This is a genomic window from Sorangium sp. So ce394, assembly GCF_051474665.1.
Lineage (GTDB): Bacteria > Myxococcota_A > Polyangia > Polyangiales > Polyangiaceae > Sorangium > Sorangium cellulosum_D.
In genome coordinates, this window is sequence record NZ_CP150339.1 from 5,019,567 (window position 1) to 5,043,832 (window position 24,266).

Annotated in this window: 14 protein-coding genes; 9 read left to right on the plus strand and 5 right to left on the minus strand. The window is 72.9% G+C overall.

The window, feature by feature from the left end; all coding sequences use genetic code 11:
• Positions 1-181: 181 nt before the first annotated feature.
• Entirely contained in the window at positions 182-1,222 is a 1,041-nt protein-coding gene (locus tag WMF33_RS18490) for a hypothetical protein (RefSeq protein WP_437338362.1), read from the minus strand.
• A gap of 442 nt (positions 1,223-1,664) precedes the next feature.
• Positions 1,665-2,969, minus strand: coding sequence for a PP2C family protein-serine/threonine phosphatase (locus WMF33_RS18495; RefSeq protein WP_437338363.1), 1,305 nt, complete (start codon positions 2,967-2,969; stop codon positions 1,665-1,667).
• A 671-nt stretch (positions 2,970-3,640) separates the two neighbouring features.
• Between WMF33_RS18495 and WMF33_RS18500 the strand changes: the two genes are divergently transcribed.
• From WMF33_RS18500 to mutS, 3 genes are all read left to right on the plus strand, one after another.
• The gene (locus tag WMF33_RS18500; protein ID WP_437338364.1) at positions 3,641-5,371 is read left to right on the plus strand and encodes a hypothetical protein; all 1,731 of its coding nucleotides are present in this window, start codon (positions 3,641-3,643) and stop codon (positions 5,369-5,371) included.
• Positions 5,368-8,256: a hypothetical protein gene (locus tag WMF33_RS18505; RefSeq protein WP_437338365.1), complete on the plus strand. Its 2,889-nt coding sequence runs from the start codon at positions 5,368-5,370 to the stop codon at positions 8,254-8,256. Before WMF33_RS18500 ends, WMF33_RS18505 begins: the two co-directional genes overlap by 4 nt.
• Before the next feature lie 130 nt (positions 8,257-8,386).
• Complete coding sequence (gene mutS, locus WMF33_RS18510; RefSeq protein WP_437338366.1) at positions 8,387-11,089, plus strand: DNA mismatch repair protein MutS; 2,703 nt, start codon at positions 8,387-8,389, stop codon at positions 11,087-11,089.
• A gap of 36 nt (positions 11,090-11,125) precedes the next feature.
• On the opposite strand, the gene WMF33_RS18515 is transcribed toward mutS, so the two are convergent.
• Together WMF33_RS18515 and WMF33_RS18520 are read right to left on the minus strand one after the other, a co-directional pair.
• The gene (locus WMF33_RS18515) at positions 11,126-13,168 is read right to left on the minus strand and encodes an IgGFc-binding protein (RefSeq protein WP_437338367.1); all 2,043 of its coding nucleotides are present in this window, start codon (positions 13,166-13,168) and stop codon (positions 11,126-11,128) included.
• Positions 13,168-15,279 carry an IPT/TIG domain-containing protein gene (locus WMF33_RS18520; RefSeq protein ID WP_437338368.1) on the minus strand — a complete coding sequence of 704 codons (2,112 nt, stop codon included), beginning with the start codon at positions 15,277-15,279 and terminating at the stop codon, positions 13,168-13,170. The genes WMF33_RS18515 and WMF33_RS18520 overlap by 1 nt, the downstream gene beginning before the upstream one ends.
• A 505-nt stretch (positions 15,280-15,784) precedes the next feature.
• Between WMF33_RS18520 and rpsB the strand changes: the two genes are divergently transcribed.
• The 6 genes from rpsB to WMF33_RS18550 all read left to right on the plus strand — a co-directional run bounded on the left by rpsB (position 15,785) and on the right by WMF33_RS18550 (position 23,758).
• Positions 15,785-16,669, plus strand: coding sequence for a 30S ribosomal protein S2 (gene rpsB, locus WMF33_RS18525; RefSeq protein WP_020735719.1), 885 nt, complete (start codon positions 15,785-15,787; stop codon positions 16,667-16,669).
• 259 nt (positions 16,670-16,928) lie between these two features.
• A complete protein-coding gene (gene tsf, locus WMF33_RS18530; RefSeq protein WP_437338369.1) occupies positions 16,929-17,879 on the plus strand; it encodes a translation elongation factor Ts in 951 nt (316 codons plus the stop codon).
• 9 nt (positions 17,880-17,888) lie between these two features.
• Complete coding sequence (locus WMF33_RS18535; protein ID WP_437338370.1) at positions 17,889-18,833, plus strand: polysaccharide deacetylase family protein; 945 nt, start codon at positions 17,889-17,891, stop codon at positions 18,831-18,833.
• A gap of 45 nt (positions 18,834-18,878) precedes the next feature.
• Complete coding sequence (locus WMF33_RS18540) at positions 18,879-20,264, plus strand: hypothetical protein (protein WP_437338371.1); 1,386 nt, start codon at positions 18,879-18,881, stop codon at positions 20,262-20,264.
• On the plus strand, positions 20,261-22,231 hold the full coding sequence (locus WMF33_RS18545; RefSeq protein WP_437338372.1) for a hypothetical protein: 1,971 nt from the start codon (positions 20,261-20,263) through the stop codon (positions 22,229-22,231). Before WMF33_RS18540 ends, WMF33_RS18545 begins: the two co-directional genes overlap by 4 nt.
• A 531-nt stretch (positions 22,232-22,762) precedes the next feature.
• Entirely contained in the window at positions 22,763-23,758 is a 996-nt protein-coding gene (locus tag WMF33_RS18550) for a hypothetical protein (RefSeq protein ID WP_437338373.1), read from the plus strand.
• A gap of 66 nt (positions 23,759-23,824) precedes the next feature.
• On the opposite strand, the gene crcB is transcribed toward WMF33_RS18550, so the two are convergent.
• On the minus strand, positions 23,825-24,208 hold the full coding sequence (crcB, locus tag WMF33_RS18555; protein WP_437338374.1) for a fluoride efflux transporter CrcB: 384 nt from the start codon (positions 24,206-24,208) through the stop codon (positions 23,825-23,827).
• Positions 24,209-24,266: the final 58 nt, after the last annotated feature.

The window sequence follows — 24,266 nt, forward strand, 5'->3', positions numbered from 1 at the left end:
CGCCGTGCGGCGCGGCGCGCGGCGCCCGAGCGCGCGCGTCGACGACCGGGCCGGTGGTCGAAAATTCCAGCCACAATCCGTGCGGCCGCGCCGTCCTCACCGTCATGAGCCCTGCCGGAAGCCTCCCGCGCGCCTTTTCGTGCGCCGGAGCCGCCGCGCGCGCTCGCGCCGACCGGCGCGCTCAGAACGCCGCGATCACCCCGGCGCCCACGGACGCGCTCAGATGAGGAGCCCTCAGGACATCGATGGGGGGGGCCTTCTGAAGCCTCACGGCCGTGAGGAGCTCGAGGTGGGTCGAGAGCGAGAGCCGGTCGTTCAGCGCGAGCTCGACCCCGGTGCGGAGCCCCAGCGCCACGAACACAAGGAGCAGCCCGCTCTGGCCGCCGGGCTGCCCGGCGAGCGTCAGCACGCCGAGCTCCACGACGGTGCAGGTGGCGAGCAGGTCGTTCGTGTGGAGGCAGGGGACGAGCGAGGTCGTCACGAGCATGCGGGTGTGCACCGGCTGCCCGTCCGAGCGCCGGCCGGCGCTCGAGGCGCCCAGGCTCCACCCCCCCTCGCTCGGGCCTGCGCTCAGCGGGAGGAACGCATCCTGGACCTCGAGACCGACGGAGAGGCGGTCCGACCAGCGCGCCTCGCAGAACCAGGAGACGCCGCCGACCAGCTGATCGGTCAGCCCGATCTGCGCGAACACGCCGGTGCCGCCCCGGATCGCGCTCCGGCGCCCGGCGGGCTCGGTCGCGGGGAGCGGGCGCGCCGGCGGCGCGCGCGGCCGCGGCGGGGCCGGAGGCGGCGCGAGCTCGGGGGGAGGCGGCGCCGTCGCGGGGACCTGCTCGTCGCGCCAGAACGGCGTCAGCGTGAACGCGATCGAGAGCGCGACGTAGCTCGTGAGCAGCGCGCAGGCGGCGTCGCCGCTCGGAACGTTGAAATCGCGCGGGGCGGACTCCCTGCCATCTTCGTCCCGGTACGTGAGGGTGGCGACCAGCGCCGCGCCGCGAGGCGCGATCGCCACGTCGACCGCCTCGGGCGCGTCGTCGCGGAAGGGATCGTAACCCGTGCGCCGCCGGACCTGCTCGCGCAGCGCGCCCTCTCCCGGGCACGACGCCGCCCGCGGATCCTCGCTGTAATGCATCCGCAGCGTGCGGCGCGCCGGCTCCGCGGCCGGCGCGGGCGCGCTGAGCAGGAGAGTGGCGAAAACAATCTTGCAGAGAGAGAAGCGTGGCATTCCGGTTCGATGGCTCCGCTGATGGGCTGTTGGCGGCGGCCATTGAGAGCTCTCGAGGCATAGCGCGTCAAGAGCTCATGACGCTTCTTTGGCGCGCAATCTCGAGCCCGGCGAGCCCCACGCAGCGTGATAATCGAGGAGGATGATGCGTAATGGGCTCGTTGGCGTGATTTGCGAGCGGCCGAGATCCGAATCTGTGACGATTCTGGCCAGCGTACGTATGTGGCTATCGTGCGGTCCATCGAGCGAACGTGGCCGTATTCGTGGCAATCAAGGCACGCTGTCCGTAAGAGCGGCCAAACGGCGCGCGAATGGCGCGCGACGAGCGCGTGCGCGCGCTCCGCCGACAGCGCGGGCCGTTCGGCCGGCGCTGCGCGGGGTCGATCTCGATGGGAGGGGGAGAAGACGAGGGAGGGGGAGGAGGGGAGAGGCCGCCGGGCGATCAGCCCGCGCCGGCGCCGGCGCCGGCGCCCGCGCCGGCGCGCGAGGCGAGCCGCGCGAGATCCTTGGGGTCGCTGACCCGGACGAGGATGACGGTGATGTTGTCGCGGCCGCCGCCCGCGTTCGCCTTCTCGATGAGCGCCTGCGATGCCTTCTCGGGATCGGGCTCGGCGAGGAGGATGTCGCGGATGGCCTCGTGCGTCGTCATCTTCGACAGGCCGTCGGAGCAGAGGAGATAGACGTCGCCGGGGTGCGGGCGAGCGATGATCAGGTCGACCTTGACCGCGGGGGAGATCCCGATCGCCCGGCTCAGGTGGTTGGCCATCGGCCCGGTGATCCCCGCGGCGCCCATCGTGTGATCGGTGGTGAGCTGCGTCAGCTCGTTGTCGCGGAGGCGATAACAGCGGCTGTCGCCCACGTGGCCGATGTAGAGGCGCTGCTTGTTGGGCGAGAACCGGGCGCTGACGAGGGTCGTGCCCATGCCGGTGAGGCTCCGCTCGGCGTGGGCGCGCTCGTAGATGGCCTGGTTCGCCCGCTGGATCGCCACGGCGAGCTCGCTGCCGCGGCGGGGGACGTCGGGGTAGGGGCTCTCGGCGTCGTTGTCCACGAACGACGGGTCCTTGAACGCCCGCGCGATCGTGTCGACCGCGAGGCGGCTGGCGACGTCGCCGCCCGCGTGGCCGCCCATGCCGTCCGCCACGGCGAACAGGTAGTGCTCGTCAAGGCAGAGGTAGCAGTCCTCATTCTTCTTGCGCTTCTGGCCGGGATCCGTCTGCCCGACGGCGCTGATGAGCAGGAGCGGCGACGAGCTCGTCGGCTCGTCCACGGCCGCCTCGTCGTCGTAGATGATCGGGACGGCGGAGGGCTCCTCGCGCTCGTGCTCCTCGTCGTCATCGTCGTCGTCGTCGTCGTCGCCGCCGTACGACGGCGCGCTCGGGCGCTTGATCGTGCTCTGCAGCACCTCCGGCGGCGCCAGCGTGATCAGCGTCAGGTCGTCGTCGTCGTCGAAGGCGTCATCGTCGTCGTCGCGGCGCGCCGGCCCGTTCGCACGTTTCCAGTCGGCGCCCGAGACGCGCTCCGCGCGGCCGTGTCCACCCGTGGTCTTCGCGTGAGAGCTCTCGCCCGCGGGCACGCCTTCCTGCGGGCCTGCTGCGCCGGTTGAGCCTTCGAGATCTGCCTCCCCCTCATCGAGGGCCTCGGCGCCTGGGCCACCGTGCGACGGCGTCGTCGCCGCGCGCGGCCGTGCCCGGTCGCCGTTGTTCGAACGAAAATACCAATAGATCAGCCCGAGAAGGGCGATTCCCATGACAAGGGCGGCTGCGAGATCGGCCATGTCCCGGCGACCAACGTAGCAAAGGCGCGCCGCGTCTCCGAGATCAACATGCAGGGGGACGGACGACGGCGATCGATCTTGCCCCGGCCTCGGCAGCGGAGCCCGCGCCGGAAGGGCGCACCTTGGGTAACAATCGGCGCAGGAGAGCGACGTTGCGTCCTGTCGCCGGGCGCGCTCTGGCGGGCGGGCGCCACAGCACACCTCGCGGGCGGCGGCGCCGCCACGCTGTGTGCGCTCGCCGGCGCCGGCCGCGGGGCGTGCTGCGTCGCGGCACGCCCCGCGGCCACCGGAGGAGCGAGCGCCTCGGTCCTTGTTCGCCGAGACGCCCGCGGAGGCCGCGGCGAGGCCGCGCGGCGCACGGCCCGCCTCGCCTGCGCCCCTGGGAAGACGAGAGGGGCGTCGCGGCGCTCCTACGGAGAGGGCCCAGCGCTCGAGGGCGCGCCGTGATCGCGCGGGGAGGGCCCAGCGCTCGTACGGAACGGGCCCGCGCTCGGGACGTCGCGCTGCCGCTCGGCGCCGCGCGCTCTCGGGGGCCGGCTTCGCGCGCCGACGCTGGCGCCGGCGTGCGCCGCGCGCGTCCGCCGCAAACGAACTCGTGGAGCGGGTTGCCAGTGCTCGTGCCGCTGACTAGTCTCCGCGCCCGCATGAAGCTCGGCCGCGCACTTCTCCAGACACCTCGCATCGTCGGCGTGGGCCTCGCGGCCTCGATCTTGGGCGGGCTCGGGGGTGCCGGCTGCTTCGTCGACAGCGAGGGGCTCCCGCCGCCGGGCAGAGGGCTCTATTTCCCGACCGGCCTGGCGGCGTCCCCGGGCGGCCGGGTCCTCTACGTCGCGAACTCGGACTTCGATCTCCAGTACAACGGCGGCACGGTCCAGGCGCTGGATCTCCAGCGGCTGCGCAAGCGGGCGCTCGCGCTCCAGGCGTCGCTCGCGCCGGCCGAAGCGGGCGACGGCGTCACCGTGAGCGCGGCGTGCGGGGCCGTGGGCCTCGGCGCCAACCCTGCGCCGCTGCTCTACCCGGGGCCGTGCGCGCCCCTCGATCTCTCCTCCCTCCAGGGCGACGAGGAGGTCGTGCGGAGCTCGGCCGTCATCGGCGCGTTCGCGTCGAACATCCTCCTCGTGCACCGGCCGCTCCTCGGCGACGCCGGCGGCGACGCGGACGCGCCCAAGGCGCGGCTGTTCGTGCCCGTCCGCGGCGACCCGTCGGTGACCTTCTTCGACGTCGCCGACGATCGGCTCGACGCCCCCGACGCGCAGCGCTGCAGCGGGGACGCCTGCTTTCAGCTGGACTGCGGCGCGGCCGAGGCGGGGGGGCGCTGCGGCCGAGACCACCGCATCGGCGAGGATCCGGGCCAGGAGCTCCTCCGGCGCAAGCTGCCGCTCGAGCCGTTCGGCATCGCCGCCGGCCCGGACGGGACGAGCGTCGTCGTCTCGCACCAGACGGAGGACACCGCGAGCGTCATCGTGAACCCGTGGGAGAGGGGGAAGAGGCCGCAGCTGGCCGCGGTCCTCACGGATCTCGCCCTCGGCCCCACGGAGCTCGCGGCCGTGCCGCGCCCGCGCCTCATCACCCAGCTGAAGGCGGCCGACCAGGAGATCGACTACCAGCCCGCGTTCGCGCTCACGTACATCGCGTCGCCTCAGCTCGACCTCATCAGCTACCGGGAAGCGTCCGAGGGCGCGGCGGCGCTCCTCTCCCAGTCGAACGCCACCCAGATCACCGCGCTCGCGAACGGCACCGACTCCCGCGGCATCGCGATCGACGCGCACGAGCGGCAGGCGTGCGAGGCGGGCTGCGGGGACGCCGACTACGCGTGCCTCGCGCGGTGCACGGAGATCCCGCTCGAGTTGTACGTGGCGCACCGCTTCCCGAACTCGCTGCTCATCGGGAAGGTGATCACGACCCTGGTCGAGAACGCGTCGGCCGATCCCGAGAGGCCCGAGGAGCGGTGGACATCGGCGTACGAGAGGGTCGAGATCGGCGACGCCGCGCCGCTCGGGGCCTACCCGTCGCGGGTCGAGGTGGGCGAGGTGATCGGGAAGGACAACCAGCGCCACCGGCGGGTCTTCGCGACCGTGTTCGACTCGGGGCTCGTCTTTTCCTACGACCCGGAAGCGCGCCGCATCGAGGCCACCATCACCACCGGGCGCGGGCCGCAGGCGCTCGCGTTCGACACGGGCTACGCCTGCGGCGACGAGAAGGAGCGCTGCGACTGCGCGCCGGGCAGCGACGGCTGCGAACCCTATTCCCTCATGTACATCGCGCATTTTACCGACTCGTACCTCGGCGTCGTCGACCTCGACCTGCGCAAGAACCTGACCCCATCGATGATCCTCACGGTGGGCACGCCGGTCCCGCCCCGGGAGTCCCAATGAAGCTGCGCGTCGCGGTCATCGCCCCTGCCTCCGTCCTGGCGCTCGCCGGGTGCGCCGAGGACCCCGAGCCCGTCGCCGTCGAGGCGCTGTCGCAGTCCGGCCAGAGCGCCTTCGTCTGCCTCGCCGTCGACCGGCCGGATCCGAACGCGCCAGGCGTGGTGCGCTCGCTGCCGATCACCGACTGCGGCGACCGCACGGCCAAGTCGCCCAGCGACTTCGGCGTCGACGCGGCCAGCGGGGGCAAGGCCACGCTGCCGCACCTCTACGCCCTCGTGACGCAGACGCTGCGCGGCGAGATCGCGGTCATCGACATGACCACCGAGAGCGCGCCGATCCTCGATCAGGACACGGGCACGCCCGGCGCGAGCTTCCTGCCGGTCGGCGCGCAGCCGGTCGACATCATCGCGACGCCGGGCGGCACCGCGTCGTTCGTCGCCGTCGCCGAGCCGGGGCGCGCGGGCATCTTCGCGCTCCCGTCGGCGAAGGTGGTGCCGCGCACAGGATGTCCCGTCCCGTCGCTCACCTCGTGGCCGGCGTGCTCGCTCCCTTCGGCGCCAGGCGAGGTGCTGCTCGCCTCCGATCCGCCGGATGCCGACGGCAAGCTGCGGGCCTCGTGCTCGGGCGCCTACGACGTCGAGCCGGCGAGCCCCGAGGAGGCCGAGGCGGGCGGCGACGCCTGCGGCGGCGGGGGCGGCGACCTGAGCCAGGAGGGGCTCGGCCGGCAGAAGCTCCTCGTGAGCATGCCCGAGCTCGGCGGCTTCGCCGTGATCGACGCGCAGACGCTCCTCCAGGACGAGCGGTACCAGGAGGGCGGGTTCGCGCCGTGCGAGGTGGAGCGGTGGGTCCCCCTCGACGTCTCGCTGCCCCTCTCGCCGCCCGCCCCGGCGCCCGACGAGGCGCCGGACGGCCCCGCCGCGTGCGTCCAGCCGGAGACCCCGGCGACCCCCGCGCAGGCGGTCGCGTCGCCCCGGCCCGCGGGGCTCGCGCTCGCGGGCGACCGGCTGTTCATCGGCGATCTCGACGCGCCGGTGATCCACGTCGTCCACCTCCCGACGCCCTGCGCGCCGGCCGAGCTGCCCCCGCTCCTGCCCGCGTCGACGCTCGACCCCGCGCGCGTCGTCACGACGAGCCGCATCGCGGTGAGCCAGGCGCTGCCGCCCGACTTCCGCCGCTACCTCTACGCGGTCGACGCGGGCGACGGCAGCGTCATGGTCTTCGACGTGAGCGACGGTGCGTCCAGCCGGTCGCCGCTCGCGCGCCCCCATCCGGAGTGGAACCCGTTCCAGCCCCCCGACCGCATCCGGCTGACCGCGCCGGTCCGCGATCTCGCGATCGTCCATCGCGACGCCCCCGCCATCCTCCCCGCGACGGGCGTGGCGCCGGAGGGCCTCCGGTGCGATCCCGATCCGGGCCTCAAGCAGTGCGACATCAACGTCGCCTCGTGCGACCTCGAGACGCTGTACCGCACGTCGCCGGGCCGCGACGCCGGCGCCGGCCCGCTCAAGCTCCGCGGCTCGTTCGCGTACCTCGCGCTCACGAACGGCCAGGTCGCGGTCGTCGACGTCGACGACCTCGACGCGGCCTGCCGCGGGCCCGAGCAGCAGAGCGCCCGCGCGGGCTGCGCCGGGGCGCCTGCCAGCGGCGATCCGCTCAAGACGAGCGGCGAGGTCTCCTGCAACGTCGTCCTCCCGCACGCGCTCCGCTCGGAGGACTACGTCGCGACGAACGACGCCGCCGGCGTCCTCGAGCCCGGCGTGCAAAGCCTGCCGATCCTCTACGATCGCATCGGCGCGGTCGTGCAGCTCTCCGCGGAGAGCCCGAAGATGCGCGCCACGCTCCCGCCCGAGCCGGAGGCGCCGGCGCTCGCGCTCGCGGTGGGCGCCCAGCGCGAGGCGATCGCGTCGGCCGACACCGGCGAGAGCGCGCTCGACGAGCAGGGGCTCGTGCTGAGGTCCGGCGAGCCGCAGCACGCGCTGGCGATGAACCTCGAGGACCCCCGCGTGCACCTCGTCAACGAGGCGTGGACCGTCACCTACGAGGGGACGCTCCCCGGCTTCACGCGGACCTTCGTCCACTTCGACGAGGGCGCCGCCGTGAGGAGCGGCGACGCCCGCTTCTGCCGCCGCGGCGTGCAGAGCCGGGCCAGCGTCAGGGAGCAGCTGCTCGCCGCCGGCGCCCCCGACGACGAGGTCGACGCGCAGGCCGCCGAGCTCGCCGACTTCGTGCAGATCACCTCCGAGCTCCCCGGCGAGGACGCCGGCTACTGGGACGAGGTCGATCCGGCCGTGTGCTCGTTCGAGAGCTGCAACGCGAAGTACGGCAGCGTCATCACGTCGCGCCCGGGGCTCCGCGTCGTCGAGGCCTACGAGGACCGCCTCGCGCTCGAGTCGCGCGATCCCGCGGTCGACGAGGTCGCGTTCGCGGCGTGCTGCTTCCCCGGCGAGGTGCAGCTCGACGTCCGCCCGGCGCGCCAGTGGGTGGTCCGGAGCAACGCGACCGGCTTCCTGCACCACGTGATCGCCGATCCCGAGACGGGCAGGTGCCGCAACTCGTGCGACGCGCGCCTCGCGCGGCTCAACGGGCGCGTCGCGCACACGCTCGTCGACGGGCGGGTGACCGACGGCGCGCTGGGCGCGTTCGTCAACCCGATGTTCCGCTTCGCCATCACGGGCGGCGTGCCCGAGCAGGACATGCAGTTCCGCTTCACCACCCAGGGCGCGTTCAACCCCCTCTTCATCGACCTCGTCAGGAACAAGGTGGAGCTCCAGCCCCAGGCGATCCGGCCCGTCCCGGCGACCGGAGAGATCGCCGTCACCGACGGCTCGTTCGAGGGCCTGATCCTGCTCGGCGGAAACGGCGCCGAGGTCGTGCGCCAGTTCCACTGAGCCGGTCGCCGAGCCCGCGCGCCATTCCGGTTTCTGCGCCGAGTTTTCCACGAAAACCGCGGGATAAACGCGCCGCAAACGCGCGAGTCCCGCGTAGACCTCACCGGGCGTCGCGGTTAAAACCCCGGCGATGCAACTGTCCGAGCAGCCCGCGGCCAGGAAGAAGCTCACGCCGGTGATGCGCCAGTACGAGGACGCGAAGGCGCTCCACCCGGACGCGATCCTCTTCTTCCGGATGGGCGACTTCTACGAGATGTTCAACGACGACGCGGTCCTCGTGTCGCGCGCGCTGAACCTGACGCTCACGAGCCGCAACAAGGGGGAGCCCGAGGAGGTCCCCATGGCCGGCGTCCCGCACCACGCGGCGCACGGGTACATCGCGCGGCTCCTCGCGCTCGGCCACAAGGTGGCGATCTGCGAGCAGTGCGGGGATCCGTCGAAGATCAAGGGGCTCGTGCCGCGGCAGGTCGTGCGCGTCGTCACGCCGGGGCTCGTGACCGACACCGAGCAGCTCGACGCGCGCGCCAACCACTACCTCGCGGCCGTCGACGGCGGCGGCGCGCGGCGGGGCGACGCCGGCGAGGCCGGCGCGGCGAGCGGGCCGTACGGCCTCTCGCTGCTCGATCTCTCGACGGGCGAGCTCTCGGCCACCTCGGTCCCGGACGCCGCGACGCTGCTCGCGGAGCTCTCCCGGGCCGATCCGCGCGAGGCGCTGATCGCCCGGGATCTGCCGGACATCCGCGCGGCCGCGACCTCGCTCTCCTGCCGCGCGGCGCTGCGCGACGACGACGAGCTCGACAGCGCCGACGTCGCGTCGATCCTCGACGACGCCGCGATCGAGCCGATCTCGGCCGCGGCGCTGGCCGAGCACCCGCTCCCGGCGGTGCGCGCGGCGGCGCGGGCGCTGCGCTTCGCGCGCCGCTGCAGCCCCGGCGCGCGCATCCCGGTGCGGCGCATCGCCCCGCACGACACCTCGGGCACGCTGCGCATCGACGAGACGGCCCAGGCGCACCTGGAGCTCGCGCGGGCCGCCGACGGCGGCCGCCGCGGCACGCTGCTCGACGTCGTCGACTGCACGGTCACCCCGGGCGGCGCCCGGCTCCTGCGCCGCCGCCTGCTCACGCCGCTCGCCGACGTCGCGGCCATCCGCCGCCGCCTCGACGAGGTCGAGCTCTTCGTCGCGAACCCGCGCGCCCGCGGCGAGCTGCGCGAGGCGCTCGGCGGCGTCGGCGACCTCGAGCGCCTCAGCGTCCGCGCGCTCCTCGGCGAGGCCACGCCGCGCGACCTCGGCTGCCTGCGCGACGGCCTCGCGGCGGCCCCGGCGGCGGTCGCCGCGGTCCGGTCGATCCCCGATCTCGGCGACGGGGGCGCGGCGCCGCTGCTCGCCGAGGCGGCGGCCGTGGACGTCGCCGCCGACGTCTGCGCCGAGCTCACCGCCGCGCTGATCGAGCGGCCGCCGCCGAACGCGCGCGAGGGCGGCATCTTCCGCGAGGGCTACGACAAGGAGCTCGACGAGGCGCGCGCCGTCGAGAAGAACGCGACCGAGCTCATCCTCGCGCTCGAGGCGAAGCTGCGCTCGCAGACGGGCGCGCCGTCGCTCCGGGTCAAGTACACGCGCGTCTTCGGCTGGTACATCGAGGTGACGCGCGCGCACGTCGCCAAGGTCCCGGACAGCTTCCGCCGCAAGCAGACCGTCGCGACCGGCGAGCGCTACACGAGCGACGAGCTCGACGAGCTCGCCGACAAGATCGAGCACGCCGGGGCGCGCGCGCTGGAGCGCGAGGCCTCGCTCTTCGACCGGCTGCGGGGCCTCGTGGCGAAGAGCGAGGGCCGCCTCCGCGCCCTCGCGCGCAGGCTGGCGGCGTGGGACGTGGCCGCCGCCCTCGCCGACGTCGCCCACCGCAACGACTACGTGCGGCCGCACGTCACGGCCGGCGAGGCGATCGCGATCCGCGACGGCCGCCACCCCGTGGTCGAGCGCTACGCGGCCGCGGGGCACTTCGTGCCGAACGACACCCGCCTCGATCTCTCGGGCGAGCGGCTCTGGCTGATCACGGGCCCCAACATGGCCGGCAAGTCGACGCTCATGCGCCAGGTCGCGCTGATCGTGGTGCTCGCGCAGATGGGCAGCTACGTGCCGGCGCGCGAGGCCGAGATCGGCCTCGTCGACCGGATCCTCTCGCGCGTGGGCGCGAGCGACAACGTCGCGCGGGGCGAGAGCACGTTCATGGTCGAGATGCGGGAGACGGCCGAGATCCTCCGCGACGCCACGCGGCGCTCGCTGGTGATCCTCGACGAGATCGGCCGGGGCACGAGCACCTACGACGGCCTCGCGATCGCCTGGGCGGTGGCCGAGCACCTGTTCGACGCGATCGGCTGCCGCGCCCTGTTCGCGACGCACTACCACGAGCTGACCGAGCTCTCGGCGCGCGCGCCGGGCATCGCGAACTACTCGGTCGCCGCGCGCGAGCACGGCGACGACGTGATCTTCCTGCACAAGCTCGAGCCTGGCCCCGCGAGCCGCAGCTACGGCGTGGCGGTCGCGCGGCTCGCGGGCGTGCCCGAGGGCGTGCTCGCGCGCGCCCGCGCGATCCTCGCGACCCTGGAGTCGGGCGCCGCGCTGCCGGGCGGCAAGCACGCCTCGCTCCGCGGCCGCACGCGCGGCGGCGCCGCGCAGCTCGACCTGTTCGTCCCGGCGCAGGCCGCCGTGACGCCGGAGCAGGCGGCCGTCCTCGAGACCCTCCGCTCCGTGGACGTCGATCGGCTCGCGCCGCTCGACGCGCTCCGCCTCGTGGCGAAGCTGAAGGGGCTGCTCGGCGGCGCCGGCAAATGACCGCCGCGCCAGGTCGGCCCGCGGTGGCGCCGCTCCTCAGTCCGGCGCCGCGATCTCCCGGAGCTCGGTGCCGCCCGCGTACGCGTAGCTCACGAACGAGTCGAACCCCGTGACGAGCAGCCCCACGGGCGCGGAGGCCGCGATCCGGTGCACGCCGTCGCGCTGCCGCCCGGGCCGGACGTTGTCCGGCGCCGGCAGCGTCGGATCGATCGACGCGAAGCTCAGCTGGCAGCGGTAGACGACGAACGGCGGCGCGCGGCCCCCGCGCTGCTCGTCGGTGAGCCCGTCCGCGGGCGCGATCTCGCACTCCTCCGGACCGAGCGCGACGCCGTCGAGCCGCACGACGGCGGACGGCGGCGCGATCACGGAAATGAAGTCGAACGCGTACTTGTCCGGCGTCAGGAACACGTAGTCCTGCCGGAACTGCTCGATCGGCGGCAGGATGACGAGGCTCGGGTCTCCGCCCGGCAGCCCCTGCCGCACCCCGGTCGCGTTCTGGCTGGCCATGATCTGCGACACGATGACCGGCTCGGAGCTGTCGATCACGAAGTCGCCCCACGCCATCACCTCGTGGAACTCGCCCTGCGACGACAGCGTGATCCGGTCGTCCGGCGGAGGCAGCGTCGTCGTGATCGCCGCGCCCTTGCTGCTCACGGCCATGATCCTGACGAACTCCGGCTCGGGCACGACCTCGATCTGCGCGCCTGCCTGCTTCACCGTCTGCGACCGGTTCGGCGTGTGCGGCACGGCGAAGCGCTTGCCGGTCGCGCGGATCGGGTCGAGCTGGTCCTCCAGGTGATCGGCGCAGCAGCGCCGATCCGCGAGCTTCGGGAAGTGGGGCGCGTCCGAGGCCTCGCCGCCGGTGAAGACCGCGATCGGCTGGTCGGCCTTGATGACCGAGCCGGTGAAGTCCTCGTTGAACCCGCCGGTCTCCAGGTTGAGCACGTCGAACGCGCCGAGCTTGACCTCGATCGACCCGCCCGCCGGCGTCTCCGGGACCGGCCCGCCGCCGACGATCTTCGCCGTCGTCTTCACCTGCACCGTCGTGTCCTCGCGCGTCCCGACGATGGTCAAGAACGCCCGCAGATCGGTCGGGTTCAGCGGATCGAAGTTCGTGTCCGGATCGTCCGTGCTCGCGATGGTCTGCGGCCAGCCGGCGACCACGTACGCCGTCGACAGCGCGCCCGGGCTGTACGTCAGCGCCTCGCGCGGCTTCAGGAGCGAGGCGTCGTTGGAGAACACGTTGACGTTCTCCAGCGGGTTGAACTGGTAGGCGACGACGGGAAATTTCGAGGTGATCTTGTACGCGTGCCGCGTGAGCGCCGTGTGCGTGCCCGCGTTGTACTCGCCCTCCGGGCTGCCATCGACCTCGCGCGGCCCGAGCTTGAACACCTGGAGATAGAGCGGCGCGATCAGCGCGCTCGCGATCTCCACGGGGGCGGGCGGATCGCCCGGCGCGCCGTCGTCCTGGAAGATGTGGACCTCGTTGGGCACGTCCGGCTGCGGGTTCGAGATCACCACCGCGAACTGCTGCGCCGCCGCGTTGCTGGTCGCGTCGATCAGCGCGTTGTCCAGATCGACGGCCCAGTACTCGCACCCCACGTTGCTCCGCTCGACCTCGGCGGCCGCGCAGAGGTGGAGGCAGCCGCCGCCGCGGCACGCCTCGCCGACGTCCGGATCGCACGTCTCGAGCACGCCGCCGAAACTGCCGTCCGGCGCGCACGTCACGACGTCCTGCCCTCGGCACGACGTCACGCCGGGCACGCACTCCCTGCACCCGAGGTCGATCGACGCGCACACGAGCCCCTGCGCGGCGCAGTCCTCGAGCGTGACCCACGCCGGCCCGGCCGCGGTCTCCTCGCAGCGCGAGAGCTCCGCGCCGCACCGCATCTCGCCGGCCGTGCACGGCGGGGGCGGCGGCGGATCGTCCGGGACCTCGCCCCACCGGAGGCCGCTGTCGAAGCAGCTCGGCGCGAGCGCGAGCGCCGCGGCGGCGAGGAGGGCGGCGGCCGCCGCGCGCCGCGGGCGGGCGCGGCGGCGTGACCTGCGTGATCGCGTCGGGGGGGGCGGCTCGCTCATCACAGGTGCGCGCTGAAGCTGTCGAGGGAGTAGGCCGCCATCCCCTGCGGCGTGAGCTGCCGGTAGACGAGCTTGCCGTAATCGAAGCCGTCGATCCGCGCCCCGTACACGCCGATGGTGACCGGCCCCGGCGGCAGCGCGCCGTGATCGAGCCCGAGCTGCCGGATGTCGGGCAGCTCGACGGCGTGCGACCCGGCGGGCACGGCCACGGTCCACCGGATGAGGCCGCTGCCGCTGGCGATGTCGTAGACGCTGAGGTCGACGGGCGCGCCTGCGGCGAACGACGTCGCGAGGTGCGCTCCGTCCCAGGCGCCGTTCTGCGCCGGCGTCTCCAGGGTCGGAACGCCCACGAAATCGCCGATGCGCACCGGCGCGCTCGTGGTGGTCGAGAGCGCGCGGCCGACGACGGACAGCGGCGCGAGCCCGGCCTGGCCGGTGACGGCGCGCGCCGACGAGTGATAGCTCGCGCCGAGCAGGTCGCGGTTGAGCGGCGGGACGCCCACGAACGACAGCCGCCCGTCGAACGGGATCAGCGGGCTCTGGGCGCCGGCGGGCAGCGTGGCGAACCCGTCGTTGCCGATCATCAAGGACACGTTCGCCTTGATCCGATCCGGCCCCTTCGGCCCCTTCGCGGGCGCGGTGACCTCCATCGTGAGGGCGTGATCGAGCGGCTGATCGATCCGCACGAACACGTCCGTCGTCACCCGGTTCGGCAGCAGCGGGATCCCACGGACGATCCCCATCGCGTACGCGGTGAAGCGGGGCGGGGTCGTCGATCGATCCTCGACGCCCGCGAGCGCGTAGATCGAGCGGTTGCCGGGCGCGAGGTACATCGTGAACCCGTGCCCGAGCTCTCCCGGCGTGTCCGGGGTGATCGCCTGGTACTCGGGCGGCAGCTGGAAGGTCGCGAGCGGGTCGGCCCCCGTCGTGAACACGTACGCCGCCTTGCGCTCGGTCTCGCGCTGCGGGCTCGGGATGTTGCCCCACGCGGCGGCCCCTGGGTCCAGCGCCGTGTCCCAGACGAGCTCGCCGTCGAGCACGGCCGCGCTGCCCACCTTGCCGCCGACGGGCGGGGGCGGATCGCCGGAGGCGCCGCAGGCGGGCGTGAGCACCGGGTCGAGGTACACGGTCACCGTGTCGACCGGCACGGAGGCGAACGAGATCGGGCTGTGGCACGTCGCGGCGACGGTGACGGTCCGCGGGGCGTCGAGCGAGGCGTCATCGAACACGGCGACGCCGGACGCGTCGGCCTCGCCGAGCAGCGCGGACGAGAGGCTGCTGCCCACGACCACGCGCGCGCCCGGGATCGGGTCGCCGGTGAAGTTGTTGTAGACGAGGACCTTGAGCCGACCGGCGAGGGGGCCGCCGCTGAGCCCGCCCTTGTAGCCGTTCTGGCTGTCCTCGTAGGTGTAGCCGTCGAGCACGAGGATCGTCTCGTCGCCGGTCGTCACCGAGATCGTCTTCGCGCCGGGCGTGCCCTGGGGCACGGTACAGGCGAGCCGGGTCGGCCCGAGCACGGCGAGCGACGTGCAGGGCTTCTGACCGATCCTGGCGACGGTCGTCGCGTCCCAGCGCGTGCCTTGCCCGATGAGCTCGATCGCCGTACCACCCGAGATGGGCCCGCTCGACGGCGACGCATAAAGCGCGTCGTAGACGTAGCCGCCCGGCAGCGATCGTCGGGTCGAGGCGTCGTCGCCGTTCTGCGCCGCGAGCTCCACCGGCCCGGCCGCGCCCGGCGGCGCCACCACCTGGACCCGGCTGGGATCGATGGGCACGATCGCGGACGGATCGACCTCGACGTCGCCGAACCAGACGCGGACCTTGGAGCTGAAGCCGTTTCCGTGGAGCAGGACGCGCTGGCCCCCGTTGAACGGGCCGTGCGTCGGGTCCGCGCCGAGCAGGGCGTGCGGATCGGCGTCCGGGAGCCCGGTGCTGGCCGACGAGGACGTGGTCTGCGGATCCACCCCGAAGTCGCCGCCGCCGCCCCCGTCGCCGTCGGTCTGCCGGCGGATGCCGCTCGGGGCCGTGGCGATGCAGGCGGAGACGACCGCGAGGCCTGCGCAGATCGGGGCGAAGCGTGCAGGAAGGAAGCGTCGTGACGCGGTTCGCACGCGCCGAGTGTACGCCATCGTGGATGCCGGGACACGGCGCGCCGCGGCCCGCGGCGCAGCGGTTTCGTGCCGCGCGCGGTCGCGCCCGCGCAGCGCGGCCGCGTCGGAATCATGCGGAACGACCCGCGCTCGCGCGGGCGGGCGCGCCCACCGAACGCCGCGGCGCGCTCACCGAACGCCGCGGCGCGCTTGCTCTGATGACCCGGACAACGCGATAACCCCCCGTAACCTTGCATAAATGCTTGAAAATATCGGCCCCGTGTTCACGGCCGCCTCCGCTTGACAAGCGCGGCGCATCGGGGTAGCAAACCGCCCCCTTCTCACGGTCTCGTGACGAGGGGGACAGCGGCGGTCGAATCCTCGCCGTCGCTGCGACGAAATCCACACGCTCTCCTGGCACCCACGGCATTCCGCGGCCCGGTGCCCCATCGGCTCGGACGCTCCTGTCCGTGCGTGGGGTTGGCGGCGGGAGGGGGAGCGGCGGACCAACCGAAAGGACACAGCCGTGACCGATACCAGCATCTCCGCATCCGCCCCGGCGGCCGACACCATGCAGGCCGTTGCCCCCCAGCCGGGGGATTTCCCGCTCCCGCTCCGCTCGCTGCTCGACGCGGGCGTGCACTTCGGCCACCAGACCAAGCGCTGGAACCCGAAGATGCGGCCGTTCATCTACGGCGCGCGCAACGGCATCCACATCATCGATCTCGACCAGACGACGCGGCTCTTCAAGCGCGCGTACGACTTCCTGACCGACGCCGTCGGCCGCGGCGGCCACGTGTTGTTCGTCGGCACGAAGCGCCAGGCGCAGGACATCGTGCAGGAGGAGGCCCGCCGGTCCGGCATGTACTTCGTCACGAACCGCTGGCTCGGCGGCACGCTGACGAACTTCCGGACGATCAAGCAGGGCCTCGATCGCCTCCGCACCCTCGAGCGCATGAAGGAGGACGGCACCTACGAGCAGCTGCTCAAGAAGGAGGTCGTCCGCCTCGAGAAGGAGCGCGAGCGGCTCGAGAAGTACCTCGGCGGCCTCAAGGGCATGGGCGGCCTGCCGGCGGCGATCTTCGTGATCGATCCGCACCAGGAGTCGATCGCGATCAGCGAGGCGCGCAAGCTGAACGTCCCGGTCGTGGCCATCACGGACACGAACTGCGACCCGGATCTCGTCGACTTCGTGATCCCTGGCAACGACGACGCCATCCGCTCGATCCGGCTGATCACGGCGCGCGTCGCGGACGCGTGCGTCGAGGGCGCGCAGCGCCGCAAGGACCACGGCGAGGGCGCGCACGGCTCGCAGCCCCCGGCCGGCGGCCGCGGCCAGCGCGACGAGATCAACGTCTACCAGGGCGGCCGCGGCGGCCGCGGCGGTCCGCGCCAGCAGCAGGCGTCGTAGCGCGGCGCGAGCCGCATCGGAGAGCGGCCCGGCGCTCGGGCGGCGGGGTGACCAACGTCGCCTCCCGCCCGGAGCGGTGGTGACCGCGGGAGCGCGGAGGGCGCGGGGACAGAAATGAAAATTTCACGCCTCTGCGCCCTCTGTGCCTCTGCGGTCCGGCGGCTCGTCGCGCGGGCCCTCGTGGTTACCAGTCTGAAGTGCGATGAAGAGGGGCCGCTCGGCGCGGCCTCTTCCTATCTAGGTTGAAGGAGAAAGAGCCATGGCCGGCATCAATGCGCAGGCGATCAAGGAGCTTCGTGAGCGTACCCAGGCGGGGATGAGCGACTGCAAGAGCGCCCTCACGGAGGCCGAGGGCGACATGGAGAAGGCGGTCGAGATCATCCTGAAGAAGGGTCTCGCGAAGAGCGCCAAGCGGGCCGGTGCGTCCGCCACCGAGGGCGAGGTTCGCGCGGTGGTCGCGGCCGATCGGCGGAGCGCGACGATGGTCGAGGTCAACATCCAGACCGACTTCGCCGCCCGCAACGACGCGTTCCGGCAGTTCGTCGGCGACGTGCTCGCCGCGGCCGAGAAGGCGGCGGACGGCGCGGACGTCGCGCAGCTGTCGATCGGCGGCAAGCCGGTCGCCGACGTCGCGACGGAGCTGACGGCGCGCATCGGCGAGAAGATCGCGGTGCGGCGGTGGGATCGGGTGTCCGTCCCCGAGGGCAAGCACGGCGTCGCGCACGCCTACGTGCACCTCGGCGGCAAGATCGGCGTGCTCGTGGCGGTCGAGACCTCGAGCCAGGCGGTGGCGGAGCACCCCGAGGTGCAGAAGTTCGTCGAGGACACGGCGATGCAGGCCGCCGCGATGAGCCCGCTGGTCCTCCGCCGCGACGAGGTCTCGGAGGAGCTGAAGGCGAAGCAGAAGGAGATCTTCGAGGCGCAGCTGCGCGAGGATCCGAAGCCGAAGCCGGAGGCGGCGTGGCCGAAGATCATCGAGGGCAAGTTCAACAAGTGGTTCTCGGAGGTCGCGCTGATCGAGCAGGAGTCGGTGGAGGCGGCGTCGCGCGGCGTGTCGGGCCAGACGATCGACAAGCTGCGCGAGGCGGCCGCGAAGGCGGCCGGCGGCGAGGTCAAGCTCACGCGCTTCGTGCGGTACGAGCGCGGCGAGGGCATCGCCAAGAAAGAGGACGACTTCGCCGCCGAGGTGGCGAAGATGGCCGCGAGCTGACGCGGTCCGATGGGGGGGCGCCTCGCCGCTGTCTCGATCGATCTCGACGAGGTCCCGAACTACTTCGCCATTCACGGGCTCGCCGTCCCGGAGCGCTCCGGGGCGGCGGTCTCGCCGAGCGCCGTCTATGACACGGCGCTGCCGCGCATCGCGGCCTTCGCCGCGTCCCACGGCATCCCGGTCACGCTGTTCGCGATCGGCCGCGATCTCGCGCGCCCCGCGAGCGCGGCGGCCTTGCGCGCGCTGAGCGACGCGGGCCACGCGGTCGAGAACCACTCGTACACGCATCGGTACGACCTCTCGCGGCTCCCGCGCCCCGCGATCGCGGCCGACGTCCTCTTGGGCGCCGAGGCGATCGCGGAGGCGGTCGGCCGGCGGCCCACGGGCTTCCGCGCGCCGGGGTACACGGTGAGCGACGCGCTGTTCGACGCGCTCGACGCGGTCGGGGTCGCGTTCGACTCCTCGGTGTTCCCGTGCCCGCCCTATTATGCGGCGAAGGCGCTCGCGATGGGGGTGCAGCGCGCGAGGGGGAGGGGATCGGCGGCGATCCTGGACACCCCGCGGGTGCTCGCGGCGCCGCGGCGGCCGTACCGGCCCGGGCGGCCGTGGTACCGGCGCGGCGGGCGGCGCTTCGTCGAGCTGCCGATCCAGGTGACGCCGGGGGTGCGGCTGCCGGTGATCGGGACGAGCGTGGGGCTCGCGGGCGCGACGGGGGCGAGGCTCTTGGCGCGCGCCTGCGCCGGGGAGGCGCTCGTCAACCTGGAGCTGCACGGGATGGACTTCCTCGACCGGGGGGACGGCCTCGAGGCGCTCGCGCCGTACCAGCCGGAGCTCCGGGTGCCGCTCGGCAGGCGGATGGAGGCGCTGGGGGCGTTCGTGGAGGAGGTCGCGCGGGGTGGAGCGAGGTTCGTGCGGCTGGACGAGGCGGCCGGGGAGCGCGGGCTCGTGGAGTGAGCGGGGGGGCCGGCGTGGGCCTGCGGCGCGAATTCCCTGACGGGCATGGGGCCGTCGGGTACCTTCCCGGCGATGGAGTTCGAGCGCCTCCAGGAGCTCTACAACCGCTGCAACCCCGACGAGCCGCTGTCGCCGGGCGACGAGCGCAACGTGGACATCGACGTCCGCGGCGTCCGCGGGGCGCACTGGACGAACAAGCTCGCGCGCCAGATCGAGCTCTCCAGGACGCCGGTCTGCCAGCTCTTCACCGGCCTCCGGGGCACGGGGAAGAGCACCGAGATCCAGCGGCTCGAGGCGAGGCTCTCCGATCCGAAGCGGCGCAACCTCCTCACGGTCCTGATCGACGCCGACGATGTCCTCGATCTCACGGTGGAGATCGACATCTCGGACGTGCTCGCGCTCGTCTTGCAGCACACCGAGCGTGCCGTCCTGGCCGCCGAGGGCGGCGACGCGACCGATGCCTTGACGGATGGGCCTCTCGGGCGGCTCTGGGCGTGGCTCTCGCGGACGGACGTGGAGATCGGCAAGATCACCGCGAGCGTCGACATGGGGGCGAAGCCGGGCAGCGCGGGCGCCAAGGCGGGCATCGAGCTCAACCTCAAGACCAACCCGACCGTCCGCCACCGGGTCCGCGAGATCGTCGCCAGGCACCTGTCCACCTTCGTCCGGTTCGTGCACGACGAGCTCCGGGAGCTCGACTGGCGGGCGCGCAAGCTCGGGCGTTCGGGCATCGCGATCCTCTTCGACTCGCTCGAGAAGCTCCGGGGCACGAGCCTCACCTGGAAGCCGGTGCTCGAGAGCGCGGAGCGCATCTTCTCGACCGGCGCGCCGTATCTCCAGCTGCCGGTGCACGTGCTCTACACGGTCCCGCCGGCGCTCGCGCGCCGCATGGTCGAGCCGCCCGTGGCGTTCCTGCCCATGATCAAGGTGCGGGATATCGAGGGCAGGCTTCACCCCGAGGGGGTCGAGGTCATCACCGAGCTCGTGAAGCGGCGCATCGACGACGACGCGCTCCGGGAGATCTTCGGCGAATCGGCGCTCCGCGACCGGCTCCGCGCCATCGCGCTGTGGTCGGGCGGCTACCCGCGGGAGATCGTCCGGCTGCTCCAGACGCTGCTCGAGCTCGAGACGTTCCCCGTCGACAGGGAGACGCTCGAGCGGGAGCTGCGCCGCGCGGGGAATGGCTACCGGAGCATCGTGTACGACAGCGGCGCGATCCCGTGGCTCGCGAAGGTAAACCGCACGAAGCAGCTCATCACGAGCAATGAGCAGGAGCGCGAGGCCGCCGACCACCTGCTCCAGAACAACGTCATCCTGCGTTACCTCAACGACGACGAGTGGGTGGACCTCCACCCGTCGGTGGCCGGGATGCAGGAGCTCGCGGGGCCCTGTCCCGACGCGACGTACGCCGCGGCGGAGAAGGGCGCATGACCGGCGCCGCGGGCGGGGAGCGCTCGCGGCTGATGCAGGCGCTCGCGCTCTCGCGGCGGTTCCACCTCTACCTCGCGCGGTGCGCCAGCCCCCGCGCGGCGGACGAGCTGGTCGCGGCGCTCTCGGCGGAGCTCCCGCGGCTCGGGCGCGCGGGCGTCCGCTTGGTACGGCTGGAGCCGTACAGCGGGCGGCCGTCGGACACGCCGCTCACCGACGGTGAGCTCGCCGAGCGCGTCCTGGTCCCGCTCCTCGACCCGCCCGAGGAACTCCGCGGCGTGATCCACCTCGTCGACGCGTCGCGCGCGGTGTACGCGGACACCGCGGCGTGGGCGCGCTTCTTCTCGCTCTGGAACGAGAAGCGCAACGTCCTCGGCCCGTCCCGCGGCGAGGTCGTGGTGATGCTTCCGGTCGCGCTTGTGTCTGCGTTCGCGGCCGCGGCACCAGACGTGTGGTCGATCCGGAGCGGGGAGTACGTCATCGACGAGGACGGGAGCGCGGAGGCCCACGAGCCGGGATCGAGGGCCACTGCGCGCGTTGCCCCTGCGGACGCCTCCATCGTGACGACGGCTTCGGAGAGCGCGGCGGCGCGCGTCGATGTCGCACTGTTGCTTTTGCTCGCCGCGCCGCCACTCTCGCTGTTCGGCGGCGATCTCGTGGTCCGGCCCTGGGTGGAAGACCTCCGTTCCGCGGTCGCCGCGCGCGAGATCAGCGACCCCAGTGAGTACGAGCAGCGCGGGATGGAAGACATCGCGCCGCCGCTTGTCGCACGGCGCAAGCTACGCCTTGCCGACTGGAAGCTTGCCACGAGGCGATTCAACGAGGCCGAGGAGCTTTACGCCGAGCTTGTCGCTCGCACTGACGGTGACGACGCAGTGCTCACGACCCACGCGCTCTCGGGTCTTTCCATTGCGCTCGCCGCGATGGGCCGAGCGACCGAGGCTTCCGGGCACGGAGCTCGGGCGCTCTCGCTGGTCGGTTTCGAGCGCGGCGGAGATGACTTAGCAGCGCGCTTGCCACCCGACGTGACAGCTCGTGCGCTGCGCGCCAATGCGCTCGTGCAGTGGTGCCTTGGTCACCTCACCGCGGCAGAGGAGCTCGATCGGGCACTGGGATTCGTGAGCCAGCCATCGAGCGCGCGTGTCCTCTCGCGCGCCCTTCGGCTGGCAGAGCTCGGCCAGATGGGCGCTGCGGAGACGCTGCTCGGTCCCGGGCCGCTCCCCTCGCCCCCGCGGCTGATAGCGTTCCCAGAAGACGCCTCGCTGATCGTGTACATCGACGTCCTCCTTGTGAGAGGTGCGATAGAGGCCGCGCGCTTTGGCCTCGCGTCCCTCCGGTCCGGATTCCACGACGCGAGCGCATCGTTATTCGAGGATTACGCAAGGCTCGCTGCCCGTTGTGAAGTCACCGCCGCGATCATCGAGACCATCCGCGGGGACGAAGAAGAGGCGTCGAAGCTCCTCGCGCGCCCGATGAATGCGTCGTCGCTTCCGTCTCTCGAGAGCGAGCCGGACGGTGGTAGCCGGGCGGACGCCTTCCATGCGCTTGCATCGGGTATTCTCGCGTGGGTCACGCAGGATGCTCAGGGCGCATCAACGTGGTTCGAGCGCGCTCTCCGCCACATCGCCGAGTGGGGGCGCTCTGGCCTGGACTTCCGCTCGCGCATGCGCGCGCAGGCGGCCGTTGCGCTCCTCTGGACCGCGGTCCAGCCCCAAGGCGAGCCTTGGCTTGCGGCGGCGCGGGACGTCGTCGATCAGGCCGAGGCGCTCCTTGGCGACACCGCGGAGGACCACATGAGCCGCGTGATTGCCGTTGCGGCTCATCGCGAGCTCGCGCGGCGCCTCACGAGCGCCGGTGCCGCCGATGCGCGAGCTGCCGCGCAACGCGCCGTGACGCTCGCCCGGCCCCTTGGCGGTCTCGGCGTGCCCGCGTGGGACGAAGTGCTCCGCGCAGCAGAGCGCTCGCTCTGATTCCTTGCAGGCTGCGATGCTTCGCAGTGTTTGCCATGTATCGGGGAGGCTTGCAGAGTTGACGCGTTGCGTTGAGTGCGTGTCCCTGATGCGTCATGCGTGCGTTGCTGGCGCGTCGTGCATGTGTTCTGGCGTCTCGTGCGCGTGTTCTGGCGCGTCGTGCGCGTCCCCGAGGTCTCTGGCGCGGCGGGGGCGGGCGGCTTCCTGCGCGGCACGCCTGTGCAGTATGAGCGTCCGCTCCTCCTGTGCGTGCGTGCCGCGGCGCCGTGCGCGCCCCTCGGCCCGGTGGTGCGCTGCCGATCGCCGGCTCGCGCGCTTTCCCCGCCGGCCCCGCGCACGTCGTCCGCCGTAGTGGCGCCGTTTGCCCGGTGTGCCGTGCGCGCCGCCCTCTGTCGTGCGCATTCCGGGCGCCTGCCTCGTGTCGCCTTCCCGCCGGCGTGCGTACTCGGGCGCGCATCGTCGCGACGTGATCTTGCCCAGCGGGTGTGCCCGCTTCCCCTTCGTTGACGCTCTCCCGTAGCTTCTCCTCCCATGGCCACTTCCAAGACCAAGAAGCCCGCGCCGGCGACCTCGCCGGCCGAGGCACCCATCGTTTCACCCAGCACTATCACCCTCGACGCGCTCGCGCGCGAGCTCGGCCCTGCGGACGGCGCGTTCGCCGCGCGGACGTACGCGGGCATCCCCGAGGAGGACCTCGTCGCGGAGGGCACGCGCATCGATTCGCAGAGCCTCATCGATGACGCCCCGCATTTCGTCGCGTCCGCGCGGCGGATCCTGGGCTCGCTCTCCGGATCGCAGCGCGCCAAGGTGCGCATGCCCGACGCGCTCTTGCCGCTGCTCGTCGCCGAGGCGGGCCGGCTCCAGGCGATGAAGCGGGCGCACGACGCCGAGGCGACCGAGGCGGCCGGCGCGCGGGCCGCGCTCGAGGTGCAGGGGCGGAGCGCGATGCGCGACGGCATCGGCGAGCGCGACCTCTGCTACGACGGCCTGCGCAACGCGCTCGGCGCGCGCCGCATGGCGCGGGTCGACGCCGTGGTGGGGCGCGCGGATTCCCCGGAGAGCCTCGCCAAGGGCCTGGAGGCGCTCGCGAGCTTCATCGAGGAGACCCGGCGGGCGGATCCGCTGCAGGACGCGCAGCTCCTCGAGGACTACGGGGTCGGCGCCGACTGCGCGGCCTCGCTCCGGGCCACGGCGCAGCGGGTGCGCGGGATCGCCAGCGTCCAGGTCGCCGCCGGGCGCCGGGTGACGCAGCGGGCGCTCGATCTGCAGGACGGGAGGGTCGCGGTCGTGATCGAGAAGATCCTCCGCGCCTTCAGGGCGGCGCGCCGGGTCGATGGAACCATCCTCGTTCCCGAGCTGAACAAGGCCGCCTGGATGTTCGAGGCCCGCTCCGGCAGCGCCGGCAAGAAGGCCCCGCCCCCGGGACAGAAGCCCCCGCCCGGCGGAAGCGGAAGTGGAGCGCAGGGCGACGCGCCCCCGGTGCCGGTGAACGAAGAGACGACGCCGATCCTCGGCGCCGACGGCTGATCCTCGTCCCCTGGCCCAGGGGCGAAGCACGCCGCGCGCAGCGGTACACGGCCGACCTCCGGCGCCCTAGCTCGCCACGATCCGCCTCGCGACGACCATCCCGAGGACGCCGGCGAGCAGGCAGCCGACCAGCGTGATCGCGATGTTGACGAGCCCCGCGGCCAACGACTTGTAGTGGATGAGCCTGATCGTCTCGTTGTTGAAGCTCGAGTACGTGGTGAAGCCGCCCATGACGCCGGTGCTCAGGCCGAGCCGGAGCGTCGGCGACAGGAGCGCCGTCGTCGCGGCGACCTCGCCGATGGCGCCGAGCAAGAACGACCCGAGCACGTTGACGGCGAGCGTCCCGTACGGGAACCCGGCGCCGAAGCGCTCCTCGCACCACGTCGACAGCGCGTAGCGGGCCAGCGTTCCCGCCGCGCCGCCGAGCCCGATCCAGAACCACCGCTCCATTCGCTTCACTGTATCGCGCCCGTCGTGCTCGTCGGCTGCTCCCTTGCTTCTTCCCGGC

Coding starts and splice junctions, on each gene's coding strand:
- WMF33_RS18490 (WP_437338362.1), bottom strand. CDS start 1,222: ATGCCACGCTTCTCTCTCTGCAAGATTGTTTTCGCCACTCTCCTGCTC.
- WMF33_RS18495 (WP_437338363.1), bottom strand. CDS start 2,969: ATGGGAATCGCCCTTCTCGGGCTGATCTATTGGTATTTTCGTTCGAAC.
- WMF33_RS18500 (WP_437338364.1), top strand. CDS start 3,641: ATGAAGCTCGGCCGCGCACTTCTCCAGACACCTCGCATCGTCGGCGTG.
- WMF33_RS18505 (WP_437338365.1), top strand. CDS start 5,368: ATGAAGCTGCGCGTCGCGGTCATCGCCCCTGCCTCCGTCCTGGCGCTC.
- mutS (WP_437338366.1), top strand. CDS start 8,387: ATGCAACTGTCCGAGCAGCCCGCGGCCAGGAAGAAGCTCACGCCGGTG.
- WMF33_RS18515 (WP_437338367.1), bottom strand. CDS start 13,168: ATGAGCGAGCCGCCCCCCCCGACGCGATCACGCAGGTCACGCCGCCGC.
- tsf (WP_437338369.1), top strand. CDS start 16,929: ATGGCCGGCATCAATGCGCAGGCGATCAAGGAGCTTCGTGAGCGTACC.
- WMF33_RS18535 (WP_437338370.1), top strand. CDS start 17,889: ATGGGGGGGCGCCTCGCCGCTGTCTCGATCGATCTCGACGAGGTCCCG.
- WMF33_RS18540 (WP_437338371.1), top strand. CDS start 18,879: ATGGGGCCGTCGGGTACCTTCCCGGCGATGGAGTTCGAGCGCCTCCAG.
- WMF33_RS18545 (WP_437338372.1), top strand. CDS start 20,261: ATGACCGGCGCCGCGGGCGGGGAGCGCTCGCGGCTGATGCAGGCGCTC.
- WMF33_RS18550 (WP_437338373.1), top strand. CDS start 22,763: ATGGCCACTTCCAAGACCAAGAAGCCCGCGCCGGCGACCTCGCCGGCC.
- crcB (WP_437338374.1), bottom strand. CDS start 24,208: ATGGAGCGGTGGTTCTGGATCGGGCTCGGCGGCGCGGCGGGAACGCTG.